Annotated in this window: 20 protein-coding genes; 15 read left to right on the plus strand and 5 right to left on the minus strand. The window is 66.6% G+C overall.

Translation table 11 applies throughout. From position 1 onward, the window contains the following. Positions 1–247 precede the first annotated feature (247 nt). Positions 248–1,282 (minus strand): LacI family DNA-binding transcriptional regulator, encoded by a 1,035-nt coding sequence (locus R6258_RS05875; RefSeq protein ID WP_318448539.1) that lies wholly within the window; start codon positions 1,280–1,282, stop codon positions 248–250. Positions 1,283–1,392: 110 nt separating this feature from the next. Here R6258_RS05875 and ltnD point away from each other — a divergent pair, with 110 nt between their 5' ends. The 11 genes from ltnD (at position 1,393) to R6258_RS05930 (ending at position 12,677) form a co-directional block, all read left to right on the plus strand. Beyond that, positions 1,393–2,328 carry an L-threonate dehydrogenase gene (gene ltnD / locus R6258_RS05880; protein WP_318448540.1) on the plus strand — a complete coding sequence of 312 codons (936 nt, stop codon included), beginning with the start codon at positions 1,393–1,395 and terminating at the stop codon, positions 2,326–2,328. Further along, complete coding sequence (gene otnK, locus R6258_RS05885; protein WP_318448542.1) at positions 2,325–3,644, plus strand: 3-oxo-tetronate kinase; 1,320 nt, start codon at positions 2,325–2,327, stop codon at positions 3,642–3,644. Before ltnD ends, otnK begins: the two co-directional genes overlap by 4 nt. Beyond that, positions 3,641–4,288 carry a 3-oxo-tetronate 4-phosphate decarboxylase gene (gene otnC, locus R6258_RS05890; protein ID WP_318448544.1) on the plus strand — a complete coding sequence of 216 codons (648 nt, stop codon included), beginning with the start codon at positions 3,641–3,643 and terminating at the stop codon, positions 4,286–4,288. The genes otnK and otnC overlap by 4 nt, the downstream gene beginning before the upstream one ends. Positions 4,289–4,318: 30 nt before the next feature. Continuing rightward, positions 4,319–5,113: a 2-oxo-tetronate isomerase gene (gene otnI / locus R6258_RS05895; RefSeq protein ID WP_318448546.1), complete on the plus strand. Its 795-nt coding sequence runs from the start codon at positions 4,319–4,321 to the stop codon at positions 5,111–5,113. A gap of 58 nt (positions 5,114–5,171) precedes the next feature. Continuing rightward, positions 5,172–6,143, plus strand: coding sequence for a D-erythronate dehydrogenase (denD, locus tag R6258_RS05900; RefSeq protein ID WP_318448548.1), 972 nt, complete (start codon positions 5,172–5,174; stop codon positions 6,141–6,143). Positions 6,144–6,222: 79 nt separating this feature from the next. Beyond that, complete coding sequence (locus tag R6258_RS05905; RefSeq protein ID WP_318448550.1) at positions 6,223–7,233, plus strand: TRAP transporter substrate-binding protein; 1,011 nt, start codon at positions 6,223–6,225, stop codon at positions 7,231–7,233. 63 nt (positions 7,234–7,296) lie between these two features. Further along, positions 7,297–7,926, plus strand: a complete 630-nt coding sequence (locus tag R6258_RS05910; protein ID WP_318448551.1) for a TRAP transporter small permease — start codon at positions 7,297–7,299, stop codon at positions 7,924–7,926. Continuing rightward, positions 7,923–9,197 carry a TRAP transporter large permease gene (locus tag R6258_RS05915; protein WP_318448553.1) on the plus strand — a complete coding sequence of 425 codons (1,275 nt, stop codon included), beginning with the start codon at positions 7,923–7,925 and terminating at the stop codon, positions 9,195–9,197. Before R6258_RS05910 ends, R6258_RS05915 begins: the two co-directional genes overlap by 4 nt. Positions 9,198–9,211: 14 nt before the next feature. Then, the gene (locus R6258_RS05920; protein ID WP_318448555.1) at positions 9,212–10,672 is read left to right on the plus strand and encodes an aldehyde dehydrogenase family protein; all 1,461 of its coding nucleotides are present in this window, start codon (positions 9,212–9,214) and stop codon (positions 10,670–10,672) included. Between the two features lie 11 nt (positions 10,673–10,683). After that, positions 10,684–11,799, plus strand: coding sequence for a tartrate dehydrogenase (locus R6258_RS05925; RefSeq protein WP_318448557.1), 1,116 nt, complete (start codon positions 10,684–10,686; stop codon positions 11,797–11,799). Continuing rightward, positions 11,796–12,677, plus strand: a complete 882-nt coding sequence (locus R6258_RS05930; RefSeq protein WP_318448559.1) for an NAD(P)-dependent oxidoreductase — start codon at positions 11,796–11,798, stop codon at positions 12,675–12,677. Before R6258_RS05925 ends, R6258_RS05930 begins: the two co-directional genes overlap by 4 nt. Before the next feature lie 46 nt (positions 12,678–12,723). Here R6258_RS05930 and R6258_RS05935 read toward each other — a convergent pair whose 3' ends face one another. From R6258_RS05935 to R6258_RS05945, 3 genes are read right to left on the minus strand one after another with little or no spacing between them, the layout of a single operon-like run. Further along, positions 12,724–14,064 carry a four-carbon acid sugar kinase family protein gene (locus R6258_RS05935; RefSeq protein ID WP_318448561.1) on the minus strand — a complete coding sequence of 447 codons (1,341 nt, stop codon included), beginning with the start codon at positions 14,062–14,064 and terminating at the stop codon, positions 12,724–12,726. Next, a complete protein-coding gene (locus R6258_RS05940; RefSeq protein WP_318448563.1) occupies positions 14,061–15,323 on the minus strand; it encodes a ribulose-bisphosphate carboxylase large subunit family protein in 1,263 nt (420 codons plus the stop codon). Before R6258_RS05940 ends, R6258_RS05935 begins: the two co-directional genes overlap by 4 nt. Before the next feature lie 40 nt (positions 15,324–15,363). Continuing rightward, complete coding sequence (locus R6258_RS05945; RefSeq protein WP_318448564.1) at positions 15,364–16,191, minus strand: phosphogluconate dehydrogenase C-terminal domain-containing protein; 828 nt, start codon at positions 16,189–16,191, stop codon at positions 15,364–15,366. Positions 16,192–16,364: 173 nt separating this feature from the next. On the opposite strand from R6258_RS05945, the gene nanR reads away from it, so the two are divergent. The 4 genes from nanR (at position 16,365) to R6258_RS05965 (ending at position 20,189) form a co-directional block, all read left to right on the plus strand. Beyond that, positions 16,365–17,072 carry a transcriptional regulator NanR gene (gene nanR, locus R6258_RS05950; RefSeq protein ID WP_318448565.1) on the plus strand — a complete coding sequence of 236 codons (708 nt, stop codon included), beginning with the start codon at positions 16,365–16,367 and terminating at the stop codon, positions 17,070–17,072. A 293-nt stretch (positions 17,073–17,365) separates the two neighbouring features. After that, entirely contained in the window at positions 17,366–18,082 is a 717-nt protein-coding gene (locus R6258_RS05955; RefSeq protein ID WP_318448567.1) for a winged helix-turn-helix domain-containing protein, read from the plus strand. Positions 18,083–18,087: 5 nt separating this feature from the next. Further along, the gene (locus tag R6258_RS05960; protein ID WP_318448569.1) at positions 18,088–19,716 is read left to right on the plus strand and encodes an ATP-binding protein; all 1,629 of its coding nucleotides are present in this window, start codon (positions 18,088–18,090) and stop codon (positions 19,714–19,716) included. Between the two features lie 23 nt (positions 19,717–19,739). Then, complete coding sequence (locus tag R6258_RS05965; protein WP_318448571.1) at positions 19,740–20,189, plus strand: lipocalin-like domain-containing protein; 450 nt, start codon at positions 19,740–19,742, stop codon at positions 20,187–20,189. Positions 20,190–20,199: 10 nt separating this feature from the next. On the opposite strand, the gene R6258_RS05970 is transcribed toward R6258_RS05965, so the two are convergent. Next, positions 20,200–21,114, minus strand: coding sequence for a LysR family transcriptional regulator (locus R6258_RS05970; RefSeq protein WP_318448573.1), 915 nt, complete (start codon positions 21,112–21,114; stop codon positions 20,200–20,202). Between the last annotated feature and the right edge of the window lie 90 nt (positions 21,115–21,204).

Raw genomic sequence — 21,204 nt, forward strand, 5'->3', positions numbered from 1 at the left:
GTGCACGAGCACAAGATAATGTGGCTTTTGGTCAGCAGCAAGTGAATAACTTGTGGGTAACTTGTGACTCTTTGCGGCGGGGTCAACGATGCTTTCGCCAGGCCGCATGGTTGTGGGTTTCGCGGCGTTGAAGAATTTTTTCGATCGCCGACGAAGAAGCATCGGGCTGCTGCATCGGGTTAGCGCCTTCGCGGCGAAGGCCTGAGTGACATCCCATGGTCGTTTGCGCGGAAGCGACGGCGCTGTGTTATGCGCTTTCTCCCACGCAAAGTTCAAAACCGATATCGTAAACCGATGGTTTTACGGCCTTTCCCTCGATACGTGCAATGACCTGCTCGGCGGCAATGCGGCCGATGGCTTCTCGCGGCGACACGATCGTCGTCAATCGGGGCGTGATGTGCTGGCCGAAGGGCAGGCCGGTGAAACCGGCAATGGCAACGTCGTCGGGTACGCGGATACCCGCCCGGTTGGCATCCAGGATGGCGCCGGTGGCCAGGGTGTCGTCGGCGAAGTGAATGGCCTCGGTCCCCGGCCGCTGGACCATCACATGGCGCAACGCCTTGGCACCGATCTCTAGCGCACTGGCATCCGGCCATTCCTCGATTGGCGCTTCCAGACCGTGTTCCTGCAACAGGTCGCGGTGCCCCTCGTAACGCAGCCGGGCCCGGTAGTTGCCATCCATCTGGGAACCGGCATAAACGATCCGTCGATAGCCCCGATCGAGCAGGTGCCGGGCCATGCAGCGCCCGGCATCGTAGTGCGACAGGCCGACGTTGAGATCGATGCCCTGGCCGAGTTCCATGATCTCCATGACCGGCTTCTGCCAGCGCCTGAGCATGGCGGTGCAGGCTTCGTCGTGGCGTAGCCCGGTAATCACCAGGGCGGACGAGGACCAGCCGAGAAAGGTCTGTACCAGTTCGTGCTCGCGGCGCATGTCGTACTCGGTATTGCCGAGCAGTATCTGGTAGCCATGCTTCTCGAAGGTGGTCTGCAGGCCATGGATGACCTCGATGAACACCACGTTGGAGAGCGACGGCACGATCACCGCGATGAAGCGTGAATTGGCGGAAGCCAGGCTGCCGGCAAGCATGTTGCGCACATAGCCGACGCGCTCGATGGCCGCCTCGACGCGTTCGCGGGTGGCCTGGCGCACGCTGTCCGGCGAGTTGAGCACGCGCGACACGGTGATGGTGGATACCCCCGATTCACGGGCGACATCGGCCAGGGTGGGGTTGTCGGCCCCGCGGCGCTTGCGCCGCTCCGGTGATTCTGAATTAGACATTGGTCGTGCTCCCATTCCCAACGCTTGCGCGTTCTGAGAGGGTAATCTAAACCAGATGTTAGCGCTAACATTTGATCCCTCAAAACCATGACAGCAAGGGAGACCGCCGGATGGTCGAGCGCGCGTCGCATGTCGAGACGGTAGGAGTGATAGGCCTGGGAGCCATGGGGCTGGGGACGGCGACGGCCCTGCTCGAGGCCGGGCTGGCGGTGATCGGTTGCGACATCAACGACTCGGCCCGTCGGGCCTTCGAATCTTGCGGTGGCACCAGTGTGGCGACGCCGGCCGAGTTGGCCGGGCAGTGTGGTGTCGTGCTGGTGGTGGTGGTCAACGCCGATCAGGTCGAGTCGGTGCTCTTCGGCAAGACGGGGCTGGCGGATCGGCTGGCGCCGGGCAGTCTGGTGATGCAGTGCGCCACCGTGGCGCCGAGCTATGCCAAGGCCCTCGGCGAGCGGCTCGAGGCCGCCGGGCTGCTGATGCTCGATGCGCCGATCAGCGGTGGTGCGGCCAAGGCACGCCAGGGGCGGTTGTCGGTCATGGCCTCGGGTAGCGAGGCGGCCTATGCCAAGGCCATGCCGGCCCTCGACGCCATGGCCGAGACGGTCCATCGCCTGGGCGATGCTCCGGGGCCAGGCTCCAGCGTCAAGCTGGTCAATCAACTGCTGGCCGGCGTACATATCGCCGCCGCCGCCGAGGCCATGGCGCTGGGCATTCGCATGGGCATCGATCCCGATACGCTCTTCGAGGTGATCACCCACTCCGCCGGCAACTCCTGGATGTTCGAGAATCGTGTGCCGCATATCCTCAAGGGCGACTACACGCCGCTTTCCGCCGTGGATATCTTCGTCAAGGACCTCAACCTCGTGCACCAGACCGGGCGCGAGCTGACCTTCCCGACGCCGGTCGCGGCCAGCGCGCTGCAGCAGTTCACCGCCGCCAGCGGCGCCGGGTTCGGAGGCGAGGACGATGCGGCGGTGGTCAAGGTCTACCAGCGCCTGTCGGGAATTGCGCTGCCGGCCGCCAACGATGCGGAGGGCGGCGCATGAGCCTCGTTCTCGGTGCCATCGCCGACGATTTCACCGGCGCGACGGACCTGGCCAACAACCTGGTGCGCGCCGGCATGCGCTGTCTCCAGACCATCGGCGTACCCGACACACCGCTCGATGCCGACGATGTCGACGCGGTGGTGGTGGCGCTCAAGTCGCGCTCCTGTGCGGTGGAGCAGGCCGTGGGCGATTCCCTGGCGGCGCTCGACTGGCTACAGGCGCAGGGCGCACGCCAGCTCTTCTTCAAGTACTGCTCGACGTTCGATTCCACGCCACGGGGCAACATCGGGCCGGTCGCCGATGCGTTGCTGGAGCGTCTTTGGGCGACCCAGCAAGAGCGCTTGCAGGGCCGCCAGACGGTGATGGTGCCGGCCTTTCCGGTCAATGGGCGCACCGTCTACCAGGGCCACCTGTTCGTCGGTGACCGGCTGCTCAACGACAGCGGCATGCAGCACCACCCGCTCAACCCGATGAGTGACGCCGACCTGGTGCGCGTACTGGCGCAGCAGACGCCGCATCCGGTCGGATTGCTGGCGCACGCCACGCTGGCTAAAGGAGCCGGGGCCGCCAAGGCGCGCCTGGCCGCGCTGCAAGGCGAAGGCATTCGGCACGTGATCTGCGACACCGTGGATGAACACGATCTGGACGTTCTCGCCGAGACGGTGGCCGATCTGGCACTGGTCACCGGCGGCTCGGGGCTGGGCCAGACCCTGCCGGAAACCTACCGCCGGCGCGGCTGGCTGGCACCGGTCGGCAATGCCGCCCGGCTGGCGGCGCCGAGCGGCGCGGCCCTGGTGCTGTCGGGCAGCTGCTCGCGGGCCACGCTGGGCCAGGCCGAGCACTTCCTGCGTTCGCATGAGGGCTATGCGCTGGACCCGCTGGCGCTGGCCGACAGCGATGCCCAGATCGAGGAAGCGCTGGCTTTCGCCCGCGAGCGCCTGGGCGAGGCGACGCCGGTGCTGATCTACGCCTCGGCGTCGCCCGAGCGGGTCGAGCGGACGCAGCAGCGCCTCGGCGCGGCCCGGGCCGGCGAGCTGGTCGAGCGGGCCATGGCCCGGCTGGCCCGCGAACTGGTCGGCAACGGCGTCGGACGGCTGGTGGTCGCCGGTGGCGAGACCTCCGGCGCGGTGGTCTCGGCACTGGGCGTGACGGAATTGCGTATCGGCGAGCAGATCGACCCCGGCGTGCCCTGGACGCAGACGCGGGTGGCCGGGCGCGCGGCGCCACTGTCGTTGGCGCTCAAGTCCGGCAACTTCGGGGGCGTCGATTTCTTCACCCGTGCCTTCGAGGCCCTCGGCCGAGGAGCGACGTCATGAGCCGCCACGACGACAACCGCCTGCGCGAGCAGATCGTCACCTACGCCAAGTCGCTGTTCGACCGCGGCCTGACCATGGGCTCGAGCGGCAACATCAGCGTGCGTCTCGATGACGGCGGCTGGCTGATGACACCCACCAACGCCTGCCTGGGACGGCTCGACCCGGCGCGCATCTCGCGGCTCGACCGCGAGGGCCGGCTGCTCGACGGCGACAAGGCCACCAAGGAAAGCTTCCTGCACATGGCGATGTACGCCGAGCGACCGCAGTCACAGGCCATCGTGCACCTGCATTCGACCCATTCGGTGGCGGTATCGTGCCTGCCGGATATCGACACCCACGACTGCATTCCGCCGCTCACCGCCTACTACGTGATGCGCGTCGGCCGCCTGCCGCTGGTGCCGTATCACCTGCCCGGCGATACCGCCCTGGGCGAGGCGGTGAAGGGCCTGGCCGGTCGCCACAGTGCGGTGCTGCTGGCCAATCACGGCCCCGTGGTGGCGGGCAAGTCGCTGGAGGCGGCGGTCTACGCCACCGAGGAGCTCGAGGAAACCGCCAAGCTGTTCCTGCTGCTGCGCGGCCAGAACCCGCGCTGCCTGACGCCGGAACAGGTCGCCGAGCTCGAGGCGCGCTTCCCGCGCGACTGAACCGACAACGACAAGAGGCAAGACGACGTCATGATCAAGCTGGCCGCCAACCTCAGCATGCTGTTCACCGAGCATGACTTTCTCGAGCGTTTCGCGGTGGCGGCGAAGGCCGGGTTCCGCGGCGTCGAGTACCTGTTCCCCTATGCCTATGCACCGCACGAGCTGCGCGCCGCTCTGGACGACAACGGCCTGCAGCAGGTGCTGTTCAACCTGCCACCGGGCGGCTGGGAGGCGGGCGAACGCGGCCTGGCCAGCCTGCCGGGACGCGAGGCCGAGTTCCGCGACAGCGTCCACGAGGCGCTGCGCTATGCCGAGGCGCTCGACTGCCCGCGGCTGCATGCCATGGCCGGCTTGCTGCCGGCGGAGGCCGACGCGGCGAGCCGTGAGGCGCACCTGGCGACCTACATCGACAACCTGCGCTACGCCGCGGGGGAACTGGCCAGGGCCGGGCGGACGCTGCTCATCGAGCCCATCAACCTCCATGACATGCCGGGCTTCTTCCTCAACCGCCAAGCCCAGGCCCGCGAGGTGCTGGCCCGGGTCGGCGCCGACAACCTGCGCATCCAGTTCGACGTCTATCACTGCCAGATGACCGAGGGGAACCTGTTCGCCAATCTCGAGGCGCAGTTGCCCTACCTGGGGCATGTGCAGATCGCCGGCGTGCCGGGACGTCACGAGCCGGATGTCGGCGAGGTGAATTATCCGGCGGTGCTCGAGCGCCTGGCGACACTGGGCTACGACGGCTGGGTGGGCTGCGAATACAAGCCGGCGGCGGCTACCACCGCCGGACTGGGGTGGGGTGCGGCCTACGGGCTGCAGGCCTGACCCGACAAGCCTGATTCGACAAATGTAGTGACGCGACGAACAACGATAAGGAAGGACGATGCACGTACTGATCACCGGCGCCGCCGGCTTTCTTGGCCAACGCCTGACCGGGGCGCTACTCGAGCGCGGCCAGGTCGACGGCAAGGCGCTGACGCGCCTGACGCTCGTCGACCAGATCGAGCCGGTAGCGCCGCCCCATGACACGATCCGGCTCGATTGCCGGGCCATGGACATCACCCGCCCCGGTGCGCTGGACAGCCTGCTCGGGGAGCGTCCCGAGGTCATCTATCACCTTGCCGCCGTGGTCAGCGCGGCGGCCGAGGCGGAGCTCGACCTGGGCATGACGGTCAACTTCGAGGCCACCCGTGCCCTGCTGGAAGGCTGCCGCGCGGCCGGGCTGGCCGAGACGCGCCTGATCATGGCCAGCTCGGTGGCCGTCTATGGCGGCGAGTTGCCGGACACGCTCGACGACATGACGGCGCTGACGCCGCAGAGCTCCTACGGCACCCAGAAGGCGATGTGCGAACTGCTCATCAATGACTACAGCCGCCGCGGCCTGATCGATGGCTGCGTGCTGCGCCTGCCGACCATCGTGGTGCGCCCCGGGCGGCCCAATGCCGCCGCGTCCAGCTTCGCGTCCAGCATCCTGCGCGAGCCGCTGGGCGGCGAGACGGCGCTCTGCCCGGTGCCCACCGATCTCGAGCTGTTCGTGATGTCGCCGGGGCGCGTCGTCGACGCGCTGCTGCATGCCGCGACGCTGCCGAGCGACGCGCTGGTGCCGTATCGCAGCATCATGCTGCCGGGACTGACCGTCAGCGTCGCCGCGATGCTCGAGGTGTTGCGCGACATAGGCGGGGAGGAGGCCCTGGCCCGCGTGCAGCACGCGCCCGAGCCACGCATCGAGGCCATCGTCGCCAGTTGGCCGGCGCGCTTCGAGACGCGCCGCGCTGAACGGCTCGGCTTCGTCGCCGATCGCGACTTCCACGAGATCGTGCGCACCTTCGTCGCCGAACGGCAGGCCGCCCGATAACGATTCGACACTCATGACGGCTCAACCGGCGGCTCGGCCGCCACACCCACGAAAGCGTAACTCGGAAGAGGAAACAACAATGACAGCACGCTTTGCACGCACCGCGCTGAACGCCACCATCGGTCTTGCCGCAGCGGCACTGGCCACTACCAGCTTGAGCGCCCTGGCGGCCCAGACCGTCACGGTCGGCCACACCACGTCGGACAACTCCCACTACTCGGTGGGCGTCGATGCCTTCAAGAAGACCCTGGAAGAACTTAGCGGCGGCGAGTTCGTCGTCGAGGAGCACCCCTCCGGCGCGCTGGGCGGCGAGCGCGCGATGATCGAGGGGCTGCAGATCGGCACCATCGATACCGTCATCACCTCCACCGGGCCGCTGGGCAACTTCGTCCCCGAGACCTACGTGCTCGACCTGCCGTTCCTGTTTGCCAACTACGACCAGGCGCGCTGTGTACTGGACGGCCCGATCGGCCAGGACCTGCTCGACAAGATCGGCCAGAACAACCTGGTCGGCCTGGCCTGGACCGAGAACGGCTTTCGTCACCTGACCAACAGCCTGCGTGACGTTAAGACGCCCGAGGATGCGGCGGGCCTGAAGATCCGCACCATGGAGAACAAGATGCACATGGCCGCGTTCGAGGAAATGGACGTGCATCCCACGCCGATGGCCTTCCCCGAGTTGTTCACCGCGCTCCAGCAGGGCACGGTCGACGGCCAGGAGAACCCCATCTCGGTGATCCTCACCAGCAACCTGTGGGAAGTCCAGGATCACCTGTCACTGACCGGCCACGTCTATTCGCCGGCCGTCATGCTCGCCTCCCCGGTCCTGTGGGACGGCCTCAGCGAGGAGGAGAAGGGCTGGTTCAAGCAGGCCGCCAAGGCCGGTGCCGAGGCGACCCGCGCCGAGGTCTCGCGCCTCGAGACAGAGGGAGTCAAGGCGCTCAAGGAAAAGGGCATGACGGTGGTCGAGAACATCGACAAGTCGCAGTTCCAGGAGGCCGTCGAGCCGTCCTACTCGGTCTACACCGACCAGTACGGCAGCGAAATGCTCGACCGGGTTCGCAATAGCGAATGCCTGGCCAGCAGTTAATCACGGCACTTTAGCAACCTCGCCACCCCCCGGTTAGGGGGTGGCCGACGCAAGGTGACTGCCATGCTGGAACTCTTTCTACGTTTCGAGCGCTTTACGTCGCGTGTCGCGCTGATCGTTGCCGTGCTGATGCTGGTCGTTTCGGTGGCGCTGGGCTTTTACCAGGTGCTGACGCGCTTCGTGTTCGATGCCCCGTCGACCTGGTCCGAGGTCATGTCGCGCTCGGCGATGATCTGGTGCGTCTTCCTGGGGGCGGCCGCCAGCTTCCGCGGTGGCTACATGATGGCGGTGGAAGTCATCTACAAGCTGGTGCCGGTCCGGGCGCTGGTGTGGCTCGAGCTTCTCGTTGCCCTATGTTGCCTCATCGTCCTGACGATTCTCGTCTACTTCGGCACGCTGATGACGATCCGGGTGAGCTCGCAGACCTTGTCGGGCATGGGCATCTCGATCGCCTGGGCGTATGCCGCCATCCCCGTGGGGGCGGCCTTCTCGGTGCTCGCGGTACTGGCACGCATCGCCGCTCAGGTGACCCGGCGCGAACCGATCGGCCCCGTAGAGGCCGAGACGCCACCCGAGGCGAAGTCGGAACCCTCTATCGTCCCCGCCAGCCAGGCGACGCGTAGCGACACGCTGCAGGACGCCGCCAGGCCAGCGGCGGCGCCGGCCAGCCTTACCGGGAGGGCGCGCTCATGAACCTGGCCATCGGACTCTCGTTGATCATCCTGTTCGGCCTGGGTGTGCCCATCGCCATTTCCATCCTGCTGGCTTCGATCATCGGCATCGAGTTCTTCTCGCGGCTACCGCTGCTGATGGTGCCGCAGCAGATGTTCGTCGGCATCGACAACTTCCCGCTGATGGCGATCCCGTTCTTCATCCTGGCCGGCAACCTGATGGCGGCCGGCGGCATCTCGCAGCGCCTGGTGGATCTCGCCAAGTCGATCGTCGGTGGCCTGCAGGGCGGGCTGGCGATGACCTGCGTACTGACCTGCATGATGTTCGCCGCCGTCTCTGGGTCGAGCGTGGCGACGACGTTCGCCATCGGCTCGATCCTGATCCCGGCGATGGTCAAGCATGACTACCCGCGCCCGCTGGCGGCGTCGATCCAGGCCTCGTCCGCCGAACTGGGCGTGCTGATTCCGCCGTCGATACCGCTGATCCTGTATGGCGTCAGCACCGACACCTCGATCGGGCGGCTGTTCATCGCTGGCATCGGGCCGGGCCTGCTGATCGGCTGCTCGCTGCTGCTGTTCCTGTACCTGTTCTGCAAGGTACGCGGCTACGGCCTGCGCGACCGCGAGGAACGCGAGGACTTCACCACGGCCTTCCGGCGGGCCTGGGCGGCCATGCTGATGCCGGTGGTGGTGATCGGCGGCATTTATGGCGGGGTATTCACGCCCACCGAGGCGTCGGCGGTGGCGGTGGTGTATGCGCTGATCGTCGGCGGGCTGGTCTATCGCGAACTGGGCTTCGACGACCTGTGGCCGATCTTCAAGCAGAGCGTGATCTCGACCACCACGATCATGCTGATCATCGCCGCGGCGACGCTGTTCAGTTTCCTGATCAGTCGTTCGGGCCTGCCCTCGGACGTGGCGGCCTGGGTGACCCGGGTCTTCGATAGTCCGATCTCGTTCCTGCTGGCGGTCAATGTGATGCTGCTGGTGGTGGGCATGTTCGTCGAGACCTCCGCCGCCATTCTGGTGCTGGCGCCGATCTTCACGCCCATCGCCGTGCAATACGGTATCGACCCGGTGCACTTCGGCCTGATCGTGGTCGTCAACCTGGCGCTGGGCATGTTCACGCCACCGCTGGGCGTCAACCTGTTCGCCGCCTGTGCGGTGGCCAAGCTGTCCATCGACCAGCTGATCCCCTGGTTGCTGCGCTTCGTACTGGTGGTGCTGGCCTGCCTGATGGCGATCACCTACCTGCCCTGGATTTCGCTGGGCCTGGTCGACCTTCTTTACTGAGCGAGGAAACAACGATGCACGACATGCCTGACATGCCGCCTCGTGCGGCGCTGATTGCCGGCGAATGGGTGACAACGCCCCACACGCTCCGTGTGGAGGCGCCGGCCACCGGCGAGACGCTCACCGAGATCGCCCGCTGCGAGGCGGAGCATGTCGAGGAGGCCGTCAGGGCCGCGCGGCGCGCCTTCGATGGGGAGCTGGGCGAATGGAGCCATTGGTCGGCCCGTCAGCGCGGCGAGTGGCTATACGCCTTCGCGGCGGCCATCGATGACGACGCCGAGGCGCTGGCCGCGCTGGAATGCGCCGATACCGGCAAGCCGATGAGCCAGGCCAAGGGCGACATCGCCGTCTGCGCACGCTACTTCCGCTTCTATGCCGGTGCCGCCGACAAGCTTCATGGCGAGACGATCCCGTTCGAGAACGACTTTACGGTGCTGACCCTGCGCGAGCCGTTCGGCGTCTGTGCCCAGATCATTCCCTGGAACTACCCGGCGCAGATCTTCGGACGCTGCGTGGCCGCCGCGCTGGCCGCCGGCAATACCGTGGTGCTCAAGCCCGCCGAGGACGCCTGCCTGAGCGTGCTGCGCCTGGCCCAGATCGCCATGCGCTGCGGCCTGCCGCCCGGTGTGCTCAACGTGATTCCCGGCCTGGGCAGCGAGGCGGGCGCGGGGCTATCGGCGCATGCGCTCATCAATCATCTGTCGTTCACCGGCTCGCCGGTCACCGGCACGCTGGTCACCCAGGCGGCGGCGGCCAACCACGTGCCCGTGACCATGGAGCTGGGCGGCAAGTCGCCGCAGGTGGTGTTCGCCGATGCCGATCTCGATGCCGCGCTGGCGGCGGTGGTGCGCGGGATCATCCAGAACGCCGGCCAGACCTGCTCGGCGGGCAGCCGCCTGCTGGTCGAAGCGAGCTGCTACGACGCAGTGATTGCCCGTCTTGCCGAGCATTTCTCGGCACTGCGCTGCGGTGCCGGCGAGAGGGACCCGGATTGTGGCCCGCTGATCAATGCCCGCCAGCGCGAGAAACTCGAGGCGCGGCTCGCCGCGGCGAAGGACGATGGCATTCGTGTCGCGGCCGCCGGTCAAGTGGCCGAGGGCGCGCCCGGCGGCGGTCACTTCGTGGTGCCGCAGATGCTCGTCGACATTCCCGAGAATCACGACGTGGTGCGCGAGGAGCTGTTCGGTCCGGTGCTGGCGGTGCAGCGCTTCGACGACGAGGACGATGCCGTGCGTCTGGCCAATGCCACCGACTTCGGTCTGTGCGCCGGCATCTGGACCCGCGACGGCGGACGCCAACTGCGCCTGGCCAAGCGCATCCGCAGCGGTCAGGTGTTCGTCAACAACTACGGCGCCGCCGGCGGGATCGAGTTGCCGTTCGGCGGGGTGGGGCGCTCCGGCCATGGCCGCGAGAAGGGCTTCGAGGGGTTGAAGAGTTATACGCAACTGAAAACCGTCGCCATCAAGCACGGCTGAGGATAACGACAATGACCTACAAGATTGTGGTGTTGCCGGGTGACGGGATCGGCCTCGAGGTCGTGCCGGAGGGGCTGCGCGTGCTGAAGGCGGCGGCCAAGCGCTTCGACCTGTCGCTGGAATTCGAGGCATTCGATTTCGCCAGCTGCGCCTATTACATGGCGCATGGCGACATGCTGCCGGACGACTGGTACGAGACGCTGATGCGCTTCGACGCCATCTTCTTCGGTGCGGTGGGCTGGCCCGATACCGTGCCCGATCACGTCTCGGCGTGGGGCTCGCTGCTCAAGTTCCGGCGCGCCTTCGACCAGTACGTCAACCTGCGCCCGTGCCGATTGATGCCGGGCATCGAGAGCCCGCTCAAGGGCCGCGGGCCGGGCGACATCGATTTCATGGTGGTGCGCGAGAACACCGAGGGCGAATACTCGCGCCTGGGCGGACGCGTGTTCGAGGGCACCGACCGCGAGGTGGTGCTGCAGGAAACCATCATGACCCGCACCGGGGTCGATCGGGTGCTCAAGTACGCCTTCGAGCTGGCAGCCACCCGCCCCCGTAAAAAGCTGACCTCGGCGACCAAGTCCAACGGTCTGTCGATCTCGATGCCGTACTGGAACGAGCGGGTCAAGGCGATGCAGGCGAACTACCCGGACGTCAACGTCGATCAGTTCCACATCGATATCCTCACCGCCAACTTCGTGCTGCATCCCGACTGGTTCGACGTGGTGGTGGCCAGCAACCTGTTCGGCGACATCCTCTCCGACCTGGGCCCGGCGTGCACCGGCACCATCGGCATCGCGCCGTCCGGCAACATCAATCCGACCCGCGAATACCCCAGCCTGTTCGAGCCGGTCCACGGCAGCGCGCCGGACATCGCCGGCAAGGGCATCGCCAATCCCATCGGCCAGATCTGGTGCGGGGCGATGATGCTCGAGCATCTCGGCGAGGTCGAGGCCGGCAAGGCCATCGTCAGCGCCATCGAGGCGGTCATGCAGCGCAGCGACCCGAGCGTGATCACCCCCGACCTCAAGGGCAACGGCACGACCGAGACGCTGGGCCGCGCCATCGCCGAGGCGTTGACGGCGGGCGACGCGCAACCCCAGCCGGCCATCGAGGAGGAACGGGCATGAGCAAACCCTATCGCGTCGGCATGGTGGGCATCGGCCTTATGGGCCACGGCATCGCCACCAGCCTGCTGCGACACCAGCATGAGTTGTGCTTTCTCGATCATCCCGGCAACCAGCCGGTCGACGACCTGCTCGGCAAGGGCGCGGCGCTCAAGCGCAGCGCCCGCGAGGTCGCCGAGGCATCCGAGGTGGTGATCCTGTGCGTGACCGGCACGCCGCAGGTGGAAAGCGTGCTGTTCGAGCCGGGTGGGGTGATCGAGGGGCTGGGCGCGGAAACCGTGGTCATCGACTGCTCCACGGCGATTCCCAGTTCCACGCTGAAGATCGCCGAGCGGGTCGCCGCGGCCGGCGGTCAGTTCCTGGACGCCGCCATGACGCGCACCCCCAAGGAAGCCGCCGAGGGCCGGTTGAACCTGATCGTCGGGGCGCCGGACGAACTGTTCCGTGAGGTGCTTCCGCTGTTGCAGGACTTCGCCGAGAACATCACCCATGGCGGCCCGGTGGGCTCGGGCCACAAGCTCAAGCTGCTGCACAACTACGTGTCGCTGGGGTTCACCGCGGTGCTCGCCGAAGCCGCGTCGACGGCGCGCCATGCCGGGATCGCCGACGACGTGTTTCTCGAGGTGCTGGGCAACGGCGGGGGCGCCGGCGTCGTACTCGAGCGGCTGCGCCCGTTCATCGTCGCCGACGACCCGTCGGGGTTCCGCTTCAGTCTCGCCAACACCCTCAAGGACGTCGGCTATTACAACGCCATGGCCGAGGACGTGAAGGCGCCGCACCGCGTCGCCGGGGCCATCGAGTCGCTGTACCGCGAAGTCAACGAGCAAGGCCATGGCGATCGGCTGGCGCCGGAGTTGATTCGTATCCTGGAGGAAATGTAGGAGGGTCTCGCCGAGACGTCGGCTTGACGTCTCGGTGTCGAAAACCCTATCGGGACCGGACGCCACCATCGCGGATGGTGGCAAGGTAACCGTCGCTGCCGATCTGGCCGCCCTTGAAGGCGATCTCCAGGCCATCGAAGCGCGCATCGCTGCTGTAGGCCGTGCACAGCGGCGAGCCGGGCGTCTCGGGCAACGGCAGGCGCATGGTCAGGGCATGGATTCCCAACTGCTGCAGGGCATGACTCGAGGTGTCGCCACCGGCGACCACCACGCGAGTCAGGCGCTCGGCGACGAGCAGTTCGCGCAGGATCTCGCCCAGGCGCCGGCCGATGCCGTGACGGGCCTGCTCGCCATTAAGCGCCGGGTCGGCGCCCTCGGGGCCCAGTGCGGTATGCAGGATGACGCTGGCGCCGGAGCGCAGGGCCGCCAGGCCGTGCCGGATCGCCGCGTCGCGTTCCGCCTCGCTGCCGGCCGGATCGGCCAGCCGGACGGCATCCACGGCGATGGCCTGGAAACCGTGGTCGCTCGCCCAGCGAATCTGACGCGCGGTGGTTTCCGAGCAGCTTCCCGAGACCACGGCGATCCGCTCCACGCCGCCGGGGTCGGCAAAGCGCGGTGGCGGGCCGATCAGCCCTTGGCGGCGCCATTCGGAAATCAGCGCGTACTCGACCCCGGAGGAACCCACGACATAGCCGCCGTCGGCCTGGCGCGTGCGCCATAGCTGATGGCCGACGCTGGCCTGGGTGGTTTCGTCGACGACGTCGTAGAGCAATGCCTGATGCCGCTGTTGCCAGTCGTCGATGCGCTGATCGATGTCGGCTGCGGTCAGCGAGGCCAGGTCCGCCAGGCCGATGTCGAGCGTGGTCTGGGCGGCGAGATGGCGGCGCAGGTCGGCTTCGCGCATCGGCGTCACCGGATGGCGCGCCATCACCGGATGCCGGTCGATGCGGTACACCTCGCCCCGGAACGCGGCGAACAGGTGGCCGAAGGCGGTGTAGCGCTTCATCTGCGGCACGCCGACCACGATGGGCACGCAGGATTGGCCGAACACCTCGCGCCCGATCTCCAGCGCACAGCCGATGCTGCCGGTGTCGGGGGCGCTGTCGAACGTCGAGCAGGTCTTGTAGTGGCACAGTCCGGCACGGCGTTCGCCCAGCCAGGTCAGCGCCGGGGCCAGATGCTGCCGCATCCACTCTGGGGACTCGCTGCGGCTGGTGCCGGCCAGGCCGATGGCACGGCACGCCGCGAAGCGGGCCAGTTGTGCGTCGTCGGGAACGGTCGTGAACAGCACCGTCGGCACGCCCTGACTGCTCAGGGCTTCGAGCACGTCGGTGGATCCGGTGAGGTCGTCCCCGTAATAGCTGATCAGAGGCTCGTTCACGCTCATCGGAAGGTCTCCAGGGCCTCGGCGAGTTCGCGGTGCTCGGCGGCATGGACTTCCAGCGACTCGCCCTGCACGGCCGCATCCCAGGCCTGGCGCAGGCTCCTGACGCCGCTGGCGATGCCGCCGGGGTGAGCCATGATGCCGCCACCGGCACAGAAGATCAGATCGGTGCTGCCCAGCGCCTGGTAGGTCTCCACCGCCTGGCGTGCCGTCTGGCCGGACGAGAATACCGGCATGACCTCGCAGCCCGGGGCGGGCGGCGCGAACATCGGCGATAAACAGGCGCGGGCACTGGCGATCACGCTGGCATCGGCCTCGCTGAACTTGTTGGCCAGGCCGTTGACGTGGATATGATCGACCCCGGCCAGGCGCCATAGCTTCTGGTAGGCGACGAAGCTCATGCCCAGGTGCGGCGAGCGGCTGAACATGCCCCAGCCGGCTCGGTGGCCGTGCAGCGCCAATCGGCAATGCTTGCGCAGGTGCGCCACGCCGGCCAGGCCCACGCTATTGACGGCGACCATGACGCAGCTGCCGCCGGCGGCGGCCACGTAGTCGTGGTGATCGCGCATCTCGTCGATGTCCCCGGTGATGTTGAAGGCGTACATCACCTTGCGTCCGGTGCGTTCGGCGTGGGCATTGATGATCGGCATGACCGCATCGACCCGCGCCTTGAGGGGATTGTGCGGGCCGTTGGCCTGCAACTCGTCGTCCTTGATGAAGTCGATGCCGCCCGCGACGAGCTGTTCCACGACCTCGGCGGTCTGCGCCGGGGTCAGGCCCACGCTGGGCTTGATGATGGTGCCGATCAGCGGGCGCCGCTCGATGCCGGTGAGCTCGCGCGTGCCGGCGATGCCGAACTGCGGCCCGGGATAGGCCGCGGCGAAGCTGTCCGGCAGCGTCAGGTCGAGCAGCTTGAGGGCCGAGAACTCCTTCAACTCGAACAGGTTGCCGGCGAGGGTGGACAGCAGGTTGGGCAGGGACGGCCCGAGGTTGGCGATCGGCCAGGACAGCGTGACCCGTGCCCGCTGGTAGCGCGGCATGTCGCTGCCCCTGGTTGGCCGCACCGGCAGCGAGGGCGTCTCGACGCACTCGAGCGGCTCGATGCGCTCGACGCTGGCGCCGTGGTTGGCGCGCAGCTCATCGGTCTCGTTGGCCAGCCGGGTGAAGGTGCCCGACGACTGTTCGCCGGCCATCACCTCGGCGGCCCGCTCGAGGGGGTAGGGTGTCTCGATGAGATAGGTGGCGTGGATCCGTTCGCTCATGATGCGTCTCTCGCTCGGTTCATGTGATCCATGCAGGCGCTCAGGTGATGCGACGGATACTCTCGGCGATCTCCTCTCGCTCGAAGACCTTCTTCCAGTCGTCGCGCATCAGCATCGGCTTGCCGTTCTCGATGGCCTTGTTGCAGGCGTCCGAGAAGGCACCGGGCTGCTCGTCGAAGATCACGGCGGCGAGGATGTTCATGTGACCGAGCAGGAAGTCCCGGGCGCACTGCGGGGATACGCCCCGCGCCACGACCTCGTCCATGGCCTCGCGCATTACCGCCAGCAGAGTGGCGCAGACCGTCTCCGAAAGCCCCGGCTCGAGCAGGGCCATCTCGTCGACGCTGACCCGGTGCGAGCGGCCGACCGGGGCGTAGATGGTCCGGGCGATGCGCTCGCCGAGTTCGAAGCTGTCCTCGGGCCCCTGCATCAGGGCGCTGACGATGTGCTGGGTGGCCTTGAGGCCGCCGAAGTAGTCCTTCTTGGCTTCCAGGTCCGTTTCGTCATTGAAGATCGGCGGATGGCAGGGGTGGGTGACGAAGTAGGTCAGGTCGTCACGCGCGGGCAGATGGCCGGCGAAGGGGGCGGCGGCATCGAGCGTGATGACCATGGTGCCGCTTTCCATCATCGGCGAAAGCTGATGCGAGATCTTGCCGACCAGCGTGTCCGGCACGGCCAGGATCACCACGTCGGCTGCGGGAACGGCACGCTCGACGTCGGTGCATTCGATGCCCAGTTCCTGCTTCAGCCGGGCGCGTCCTGCCTCGCTGACCTCAACGTGATCGACCGTGAATTCGGAGTTCTTGAGGTTGCGCGACAGACGAAAGCCCATCTTGCCGCCGGCACCGACCAATGCAATGCGTGTCATTTGTTGTCCTGCCTTGTCGATGGTAAGAAATGCCAAACAACTGGTATGATGACATGATAAGTGGGCCGTGCTGTCAAACGAGACTTTGGTCGCAACCTGCGCCGTGATGGACAGGGCTGAAGTCAGTCAGGCGTTTGGATAAGCTGGCTCCCGACCACCGCAAGAGACACGCCATGAGCGATGCCCTGAAGATTTCCCGCCGCAAGCTGTCCGACGACGTGTTCGACCGGCTCTACGCCATGCTGCTCAACGGCGACTACCGGCCGGGCGACAGCCTGCCGTCGGAGCGCCAGTTGATGGAGATGTTCGGGGTAGGTCGGCCGGCGGTGCGCGAGGCGATGCAGTCGCTGGAGCGTGCCGGCCTGGTCAGTATCCATCATGGCCAGCGACCCACGGTGACCATGCCCACGGCGTCGGGGGTGCTCTCGCAGATCGAACTGACGGCCATGCACATGCTGTCGAGTTCGCCGCAATCGCTGGCGCAGCTCAAGGAGGCGAGGGCCTTCTTCGAACTCGGAATGGTCGCCCGCGCGGCGCAGCAGGCCACACAGGAGGACATCGAGCGGCTGGAAACGCTACTCGAGGCGCAGCGCGCTCAACTGAATGGCGATGTCGGCGCGTTCATCAAGGCCGACATGTCGTTTCATGTGGCCATCGCCGAGACGACCGGCAATGCCATCTTCATCGCGGTGAGCAAGGCCATGCTCGACTGGCTGGCGAACTTTCATAGCTCGGCGTTGCACTGGAAGGGCAACGAGCACATTACCCTGGAGGAGCATGCGCGCATTCTCGGTGCCATACGCAGACACGATGGCGATCTGGCGATTGATGAAATGAGGGCGCACCTGGACCGGGCGGGAAAGCTCTATGTCTTGACGTGAACCTGACGCCTAATCGGGTCCGGTGAAGCGTAAGCGCAACCTCAAGCGAATCCTTGTGGCATCGGGTAAACCGCGGCTCAGCTACTCGGCGTGAACGAAATGGGGCGTTACATGCGATTACCCTGGATTAGGCGAAGAGTTCATCGATACGAATGATTTGAGGTAGCATTGGCATCTATCCGCTATGGTTGGGGTGACTTCCTCGTAACGGCCTGTTGCAGGGGTGTAGCATGCGCTAGGCTTCTAGAACGTTACCGACCGTGGCGGACGACGACGCCACTCCAGTCAACAGGATGGATGACAGCTTGGACAGTAGAGACAAGGATCTGGTACTGATCATCGAGGACGATGAGCGTCTAGCGAATCTGACTCGAGAATACCTCGAGGCCAATGGGTTCGAGGTGAGGATCGAGGCCGACGGCGCCCATGGGGTCGAGCGGATCGTCGAACTCGCGCCGGATATCGTGATACTCGACCTGATGCTCCCCGGGGAGGATGGCCTGTCGATCTGTCGTCGCGTGCGGCCTCGTTATGCCGGGCCGATTCTGATGCTGACCGCGCGCACCGACGACATGGATCAGGTGCTGGGACTCGAGATGGGCGCCGACGATTACGTGCCCAAGCCGGTGCAGCCGCGGGTATTGCTGGCACGCATGCGTGCGCTGATGCGGCGTAGCGACCCGGCGGAGAGCGGTAGCGGCGCGGTGCGTCTGACCTTCGGCAATCTGCTGATCGATAGCGCCACGCGCGAGGCCTGGCTCGAGGATGAACGCATCGACCTGACCAGCGCCGAATTCGACCTGCTGTGGCTGCTCGCCGACAATGCCGGCCGCGTGCTGACCCGCGAGGAGATATTCTCGGCGTTGCGCGGCATCAAGTACGACGGCCAGGATCGCTCCATCGATGTGCGCGTTTCGCGGATCCGGCCCAAGATCGGCGATGACCCCAACCATCCGCACCGTATCAAGACGGTGCGCAGCAAAGGCTACCTGTTCGTCAAGGACGCATGATCGCCATGCGTCGCGCGCTGGCCGACAGCACTTTCCTGCGGGTCTATGCAGCCCTGTTGCTGGCGCTGGTCTTGACGTTCGGCCTGGCGATGCTGGGCTACCTGATCGTCGATCAGGTGCGCCGCGAGCATTATCGCGAGTCCATGGCCGAGGCGCCCATGGCGCTGCTGACGACGCTGGTAGCCGAGGTCGACCCCACAAAGCGCGAGTCTTGGCTGGCGGATCAGAGCGAGCGCCTCGACATGGTGCTGACCCTGCACCAGGTCGACGAACCCGACTTCAATTACTTCCAGCGGGCGCGACTCGAGGAGGCTCGCCCGCTGGTCGCACGCGACGGCGACGGCAATTGGCACCTGTGGCGGCGGCTGCCCAACGAGCCGCTGCTGCTCGAGGCGCGCCTCAGGCATCTCTCCGAGCAACAGCTACGCGGCCTGGTCGGCAGCCTGCGGGTCTGGCTCGAAGGCAAATACTCCCCCGAATCGCCGTTGCAGAGCCTGATCGACCGTCAGGCGTTGCCTGTCTCGCTGTCCCTGGCGCCGCCCACGGTACTCGACGACGAACAACTCGAGCGCCTCGAGGACGGTGACGTGGTGATGCATCTGCTGGCCGAGCAAGGCACGGTCTCGGCCTTCGCCAGGCTCAAGCCGATGACCGAGCACAGTGGCACGCGCTGGATTCGGGTGGGGCCGCTGCACGCCTTCGACCCCATGCCGCTGGTGCTAACCCTCGGGCTGGTGCTGGTGGCGCTGATGCTGCTGGCCGGGGCGATCTACCTGATCGTGCGCAGCGTCGAGGCGCGCATGGCGCGGCTGGAAAAGGCCGCGACACGCATCGCCGGCGGCTATCTGGACACCCGCGTCAAGGTCGACAGCAGCGACTTCATGGGTCGCCTGGGCATGGCCTTCAATGGCATGGCCGCCCAGGTCCAGTCGCTGATCCGTGCCCAGCAGGAGATGATCCGCGCGGTCTCCCACGAGCTGCGCACGCCGGTGGCGCGGATTCGCTTCGCCGTGCAGATGGTCGACGACATGACCGAGCAGGAGGGCGTGCGTCGCCAACTCAAGGGCATCGACAGCGACATCGAGGAGCTCGACCAATTGATCGACGAGATTCTCACCTACGCCAAGCTGGGCAGCGACAACGCCAGCGGTGTGCGTCTCGAGGCCGAGACGGTCGAATGTCGCGACCTGGCGGCGCGGGTCGTCGAGGCGCTCGACTCGCTGCATCCGCATATCGACCTGGCGATCGCTCCCGGCGAGGAGATCGAGGTGGTCGCCGAGCCCCGTTACCTGCAGCGTGCGCTACAGAACCTGGTCGCCAACGCCTGCCGGCACGCCGAGTCGCGAGTGCTGATCAAGTTGTCCCACGATGCCCGGGCGGTTCGTCTGGACGTCGAGGACGACGGTCCCGGGGTCCCCGAACACGAACGCATGGAGGTCTTCAAGCCCTTCGCCCGGCTCGACGATAGCCGGGCCCGGCGCTCGGGCGGTTACGGTCTGGGCCTGTCGATCGTGCAGAAGATCATGCTCTGGCATGGTGGCAGCGTCGTCGTCGACGATAGCAAGACCCTGGGTGGCGCGCGTTTCAGCCTGCTGCTGCCGGGTACCGCTTCGCCATCGCGTATCGGTAACTGACCGACCCATCACGAGGTATCACCATGACCGCTTCTCGCTCAGCGACGCCTACGCCCCACGACCTGGCCGGTCATTGGCGCCTGGTGCGCTTCGTCTACCGCTGGCCGGATGGTCGTGAGCTGGCGCCGCTGGGCGATGCCGCCGGCCAGTTGTGCTACCTGCTCGACGACGACGCAGCGCCCGGGCGCATGGCGGTACAGGTCGTGGCGCGCGACCGTCCGCCTTTCGACATGACCAGCGAGGCCAGCCTGGCGGCGCATTTTCGCAGCGGCTTCGCCTATGGCGGCCAATGGACGTTGGAGGGCGACCAGGTCCACCACGACGTCGACCTGGCCAGTCTGGTGTTCTGGGAGGACACGCGGCTGACCCGCACGGTACGGCTGCAGGACGACCGGTTGACGCTGACCACCGACCAGCCCAGCCCGCAGCTGCCCGAGGGCGGATATGTGACGATTCTCGAGTGGGTGCGTTAGCGGCTGCCCATCAGGCCGGCTTGATGCCCTCCAGTACCGCGAACGAGGTCTCGCGTGCGGTGCGCAGAAAATCTTCCATCCACGGCAGTTCGCGGCTCTCCTCGCGGATGGCCGCGAACAGCGTGCTCCACACGCCGTGCTCGCCGAGCGGCAGCGCGCGTACGTAACCGCGCTCGAGATATTCGGTGAGCGCCCAGTTGGGCAGCGCGCAGACCCCCCGGCCGCTGGCCACCAGCTGCATCATCATGATCGTCAGTTCGGCGGTGCGCACCTCGCGTGGCGCCAATCCGGCCGGGTCGAGGAACTGGCTGAACACGTCCAGTCGCGCATGCTCGACCGGGTAGGTGATCAGCGTCTCGTCGGCGAGTTGCGCGGGGGTGACGAAAGCGTGTTCGGCCAGCCGATGCTGCTTGGCTACCGCCAGCAGGCCTTCGTAGCGGAACAGCGGTTCGTAGTGGACCCCGGGCAGCGGTTGCGGATCGGCGGTGATCACCAGGTCGAGCTGCTCGCGGGCCAGTGCCGGCAGCGGATCGAAGTTGTGGCCGCTGGGAATGTCGACTTCGACTTCCTGCCAGTGGTTGCGAAACCGGTCGATGGTCGGCATCAGCCACTGGAAGCAACTGTGGCACTCGATGGCCATGTGCAGCCGGCCCTGCTCGTCGCCGGCCAGGCGTGCCAGGTCACGCTCGGCCATGCGTACCTGCGGCAGGATCTGGTCGGCCAGCGCCAGCAGGCGCTCGCCGGCGCGGGTGAAGGTCACCGGTCGCGTCTTGCGCTGGAACAGCGGATTGTCCAGGCGTGCCTCGAGATCCTTGATCTGGTGCGACAGTGCCGACTGCGTCAGATGGACGCGCTCGGCGGCCTCCACCAGCGAGCCGGCATCACGCAGGGCGATAAGGGTGCGGAGATGACGTAGCTCGAGCATGTCATGAAAGCCATTCACGTTGATGATTAGTTAATTTAGTTTGATTCACCTGACGGTGCCAGCGAGACTTCTCGGTCAACGGCGACGGTG

Origin of the sequence: Halomonas sp. HP20-15, assembly GCF_033446685.1 — a bacterium.
GTDB lineage: Bacteria > Pseudomonadota > Gammaproteobacteria > Pseudomonadales > Halomonadaceae > Modicisalibacter.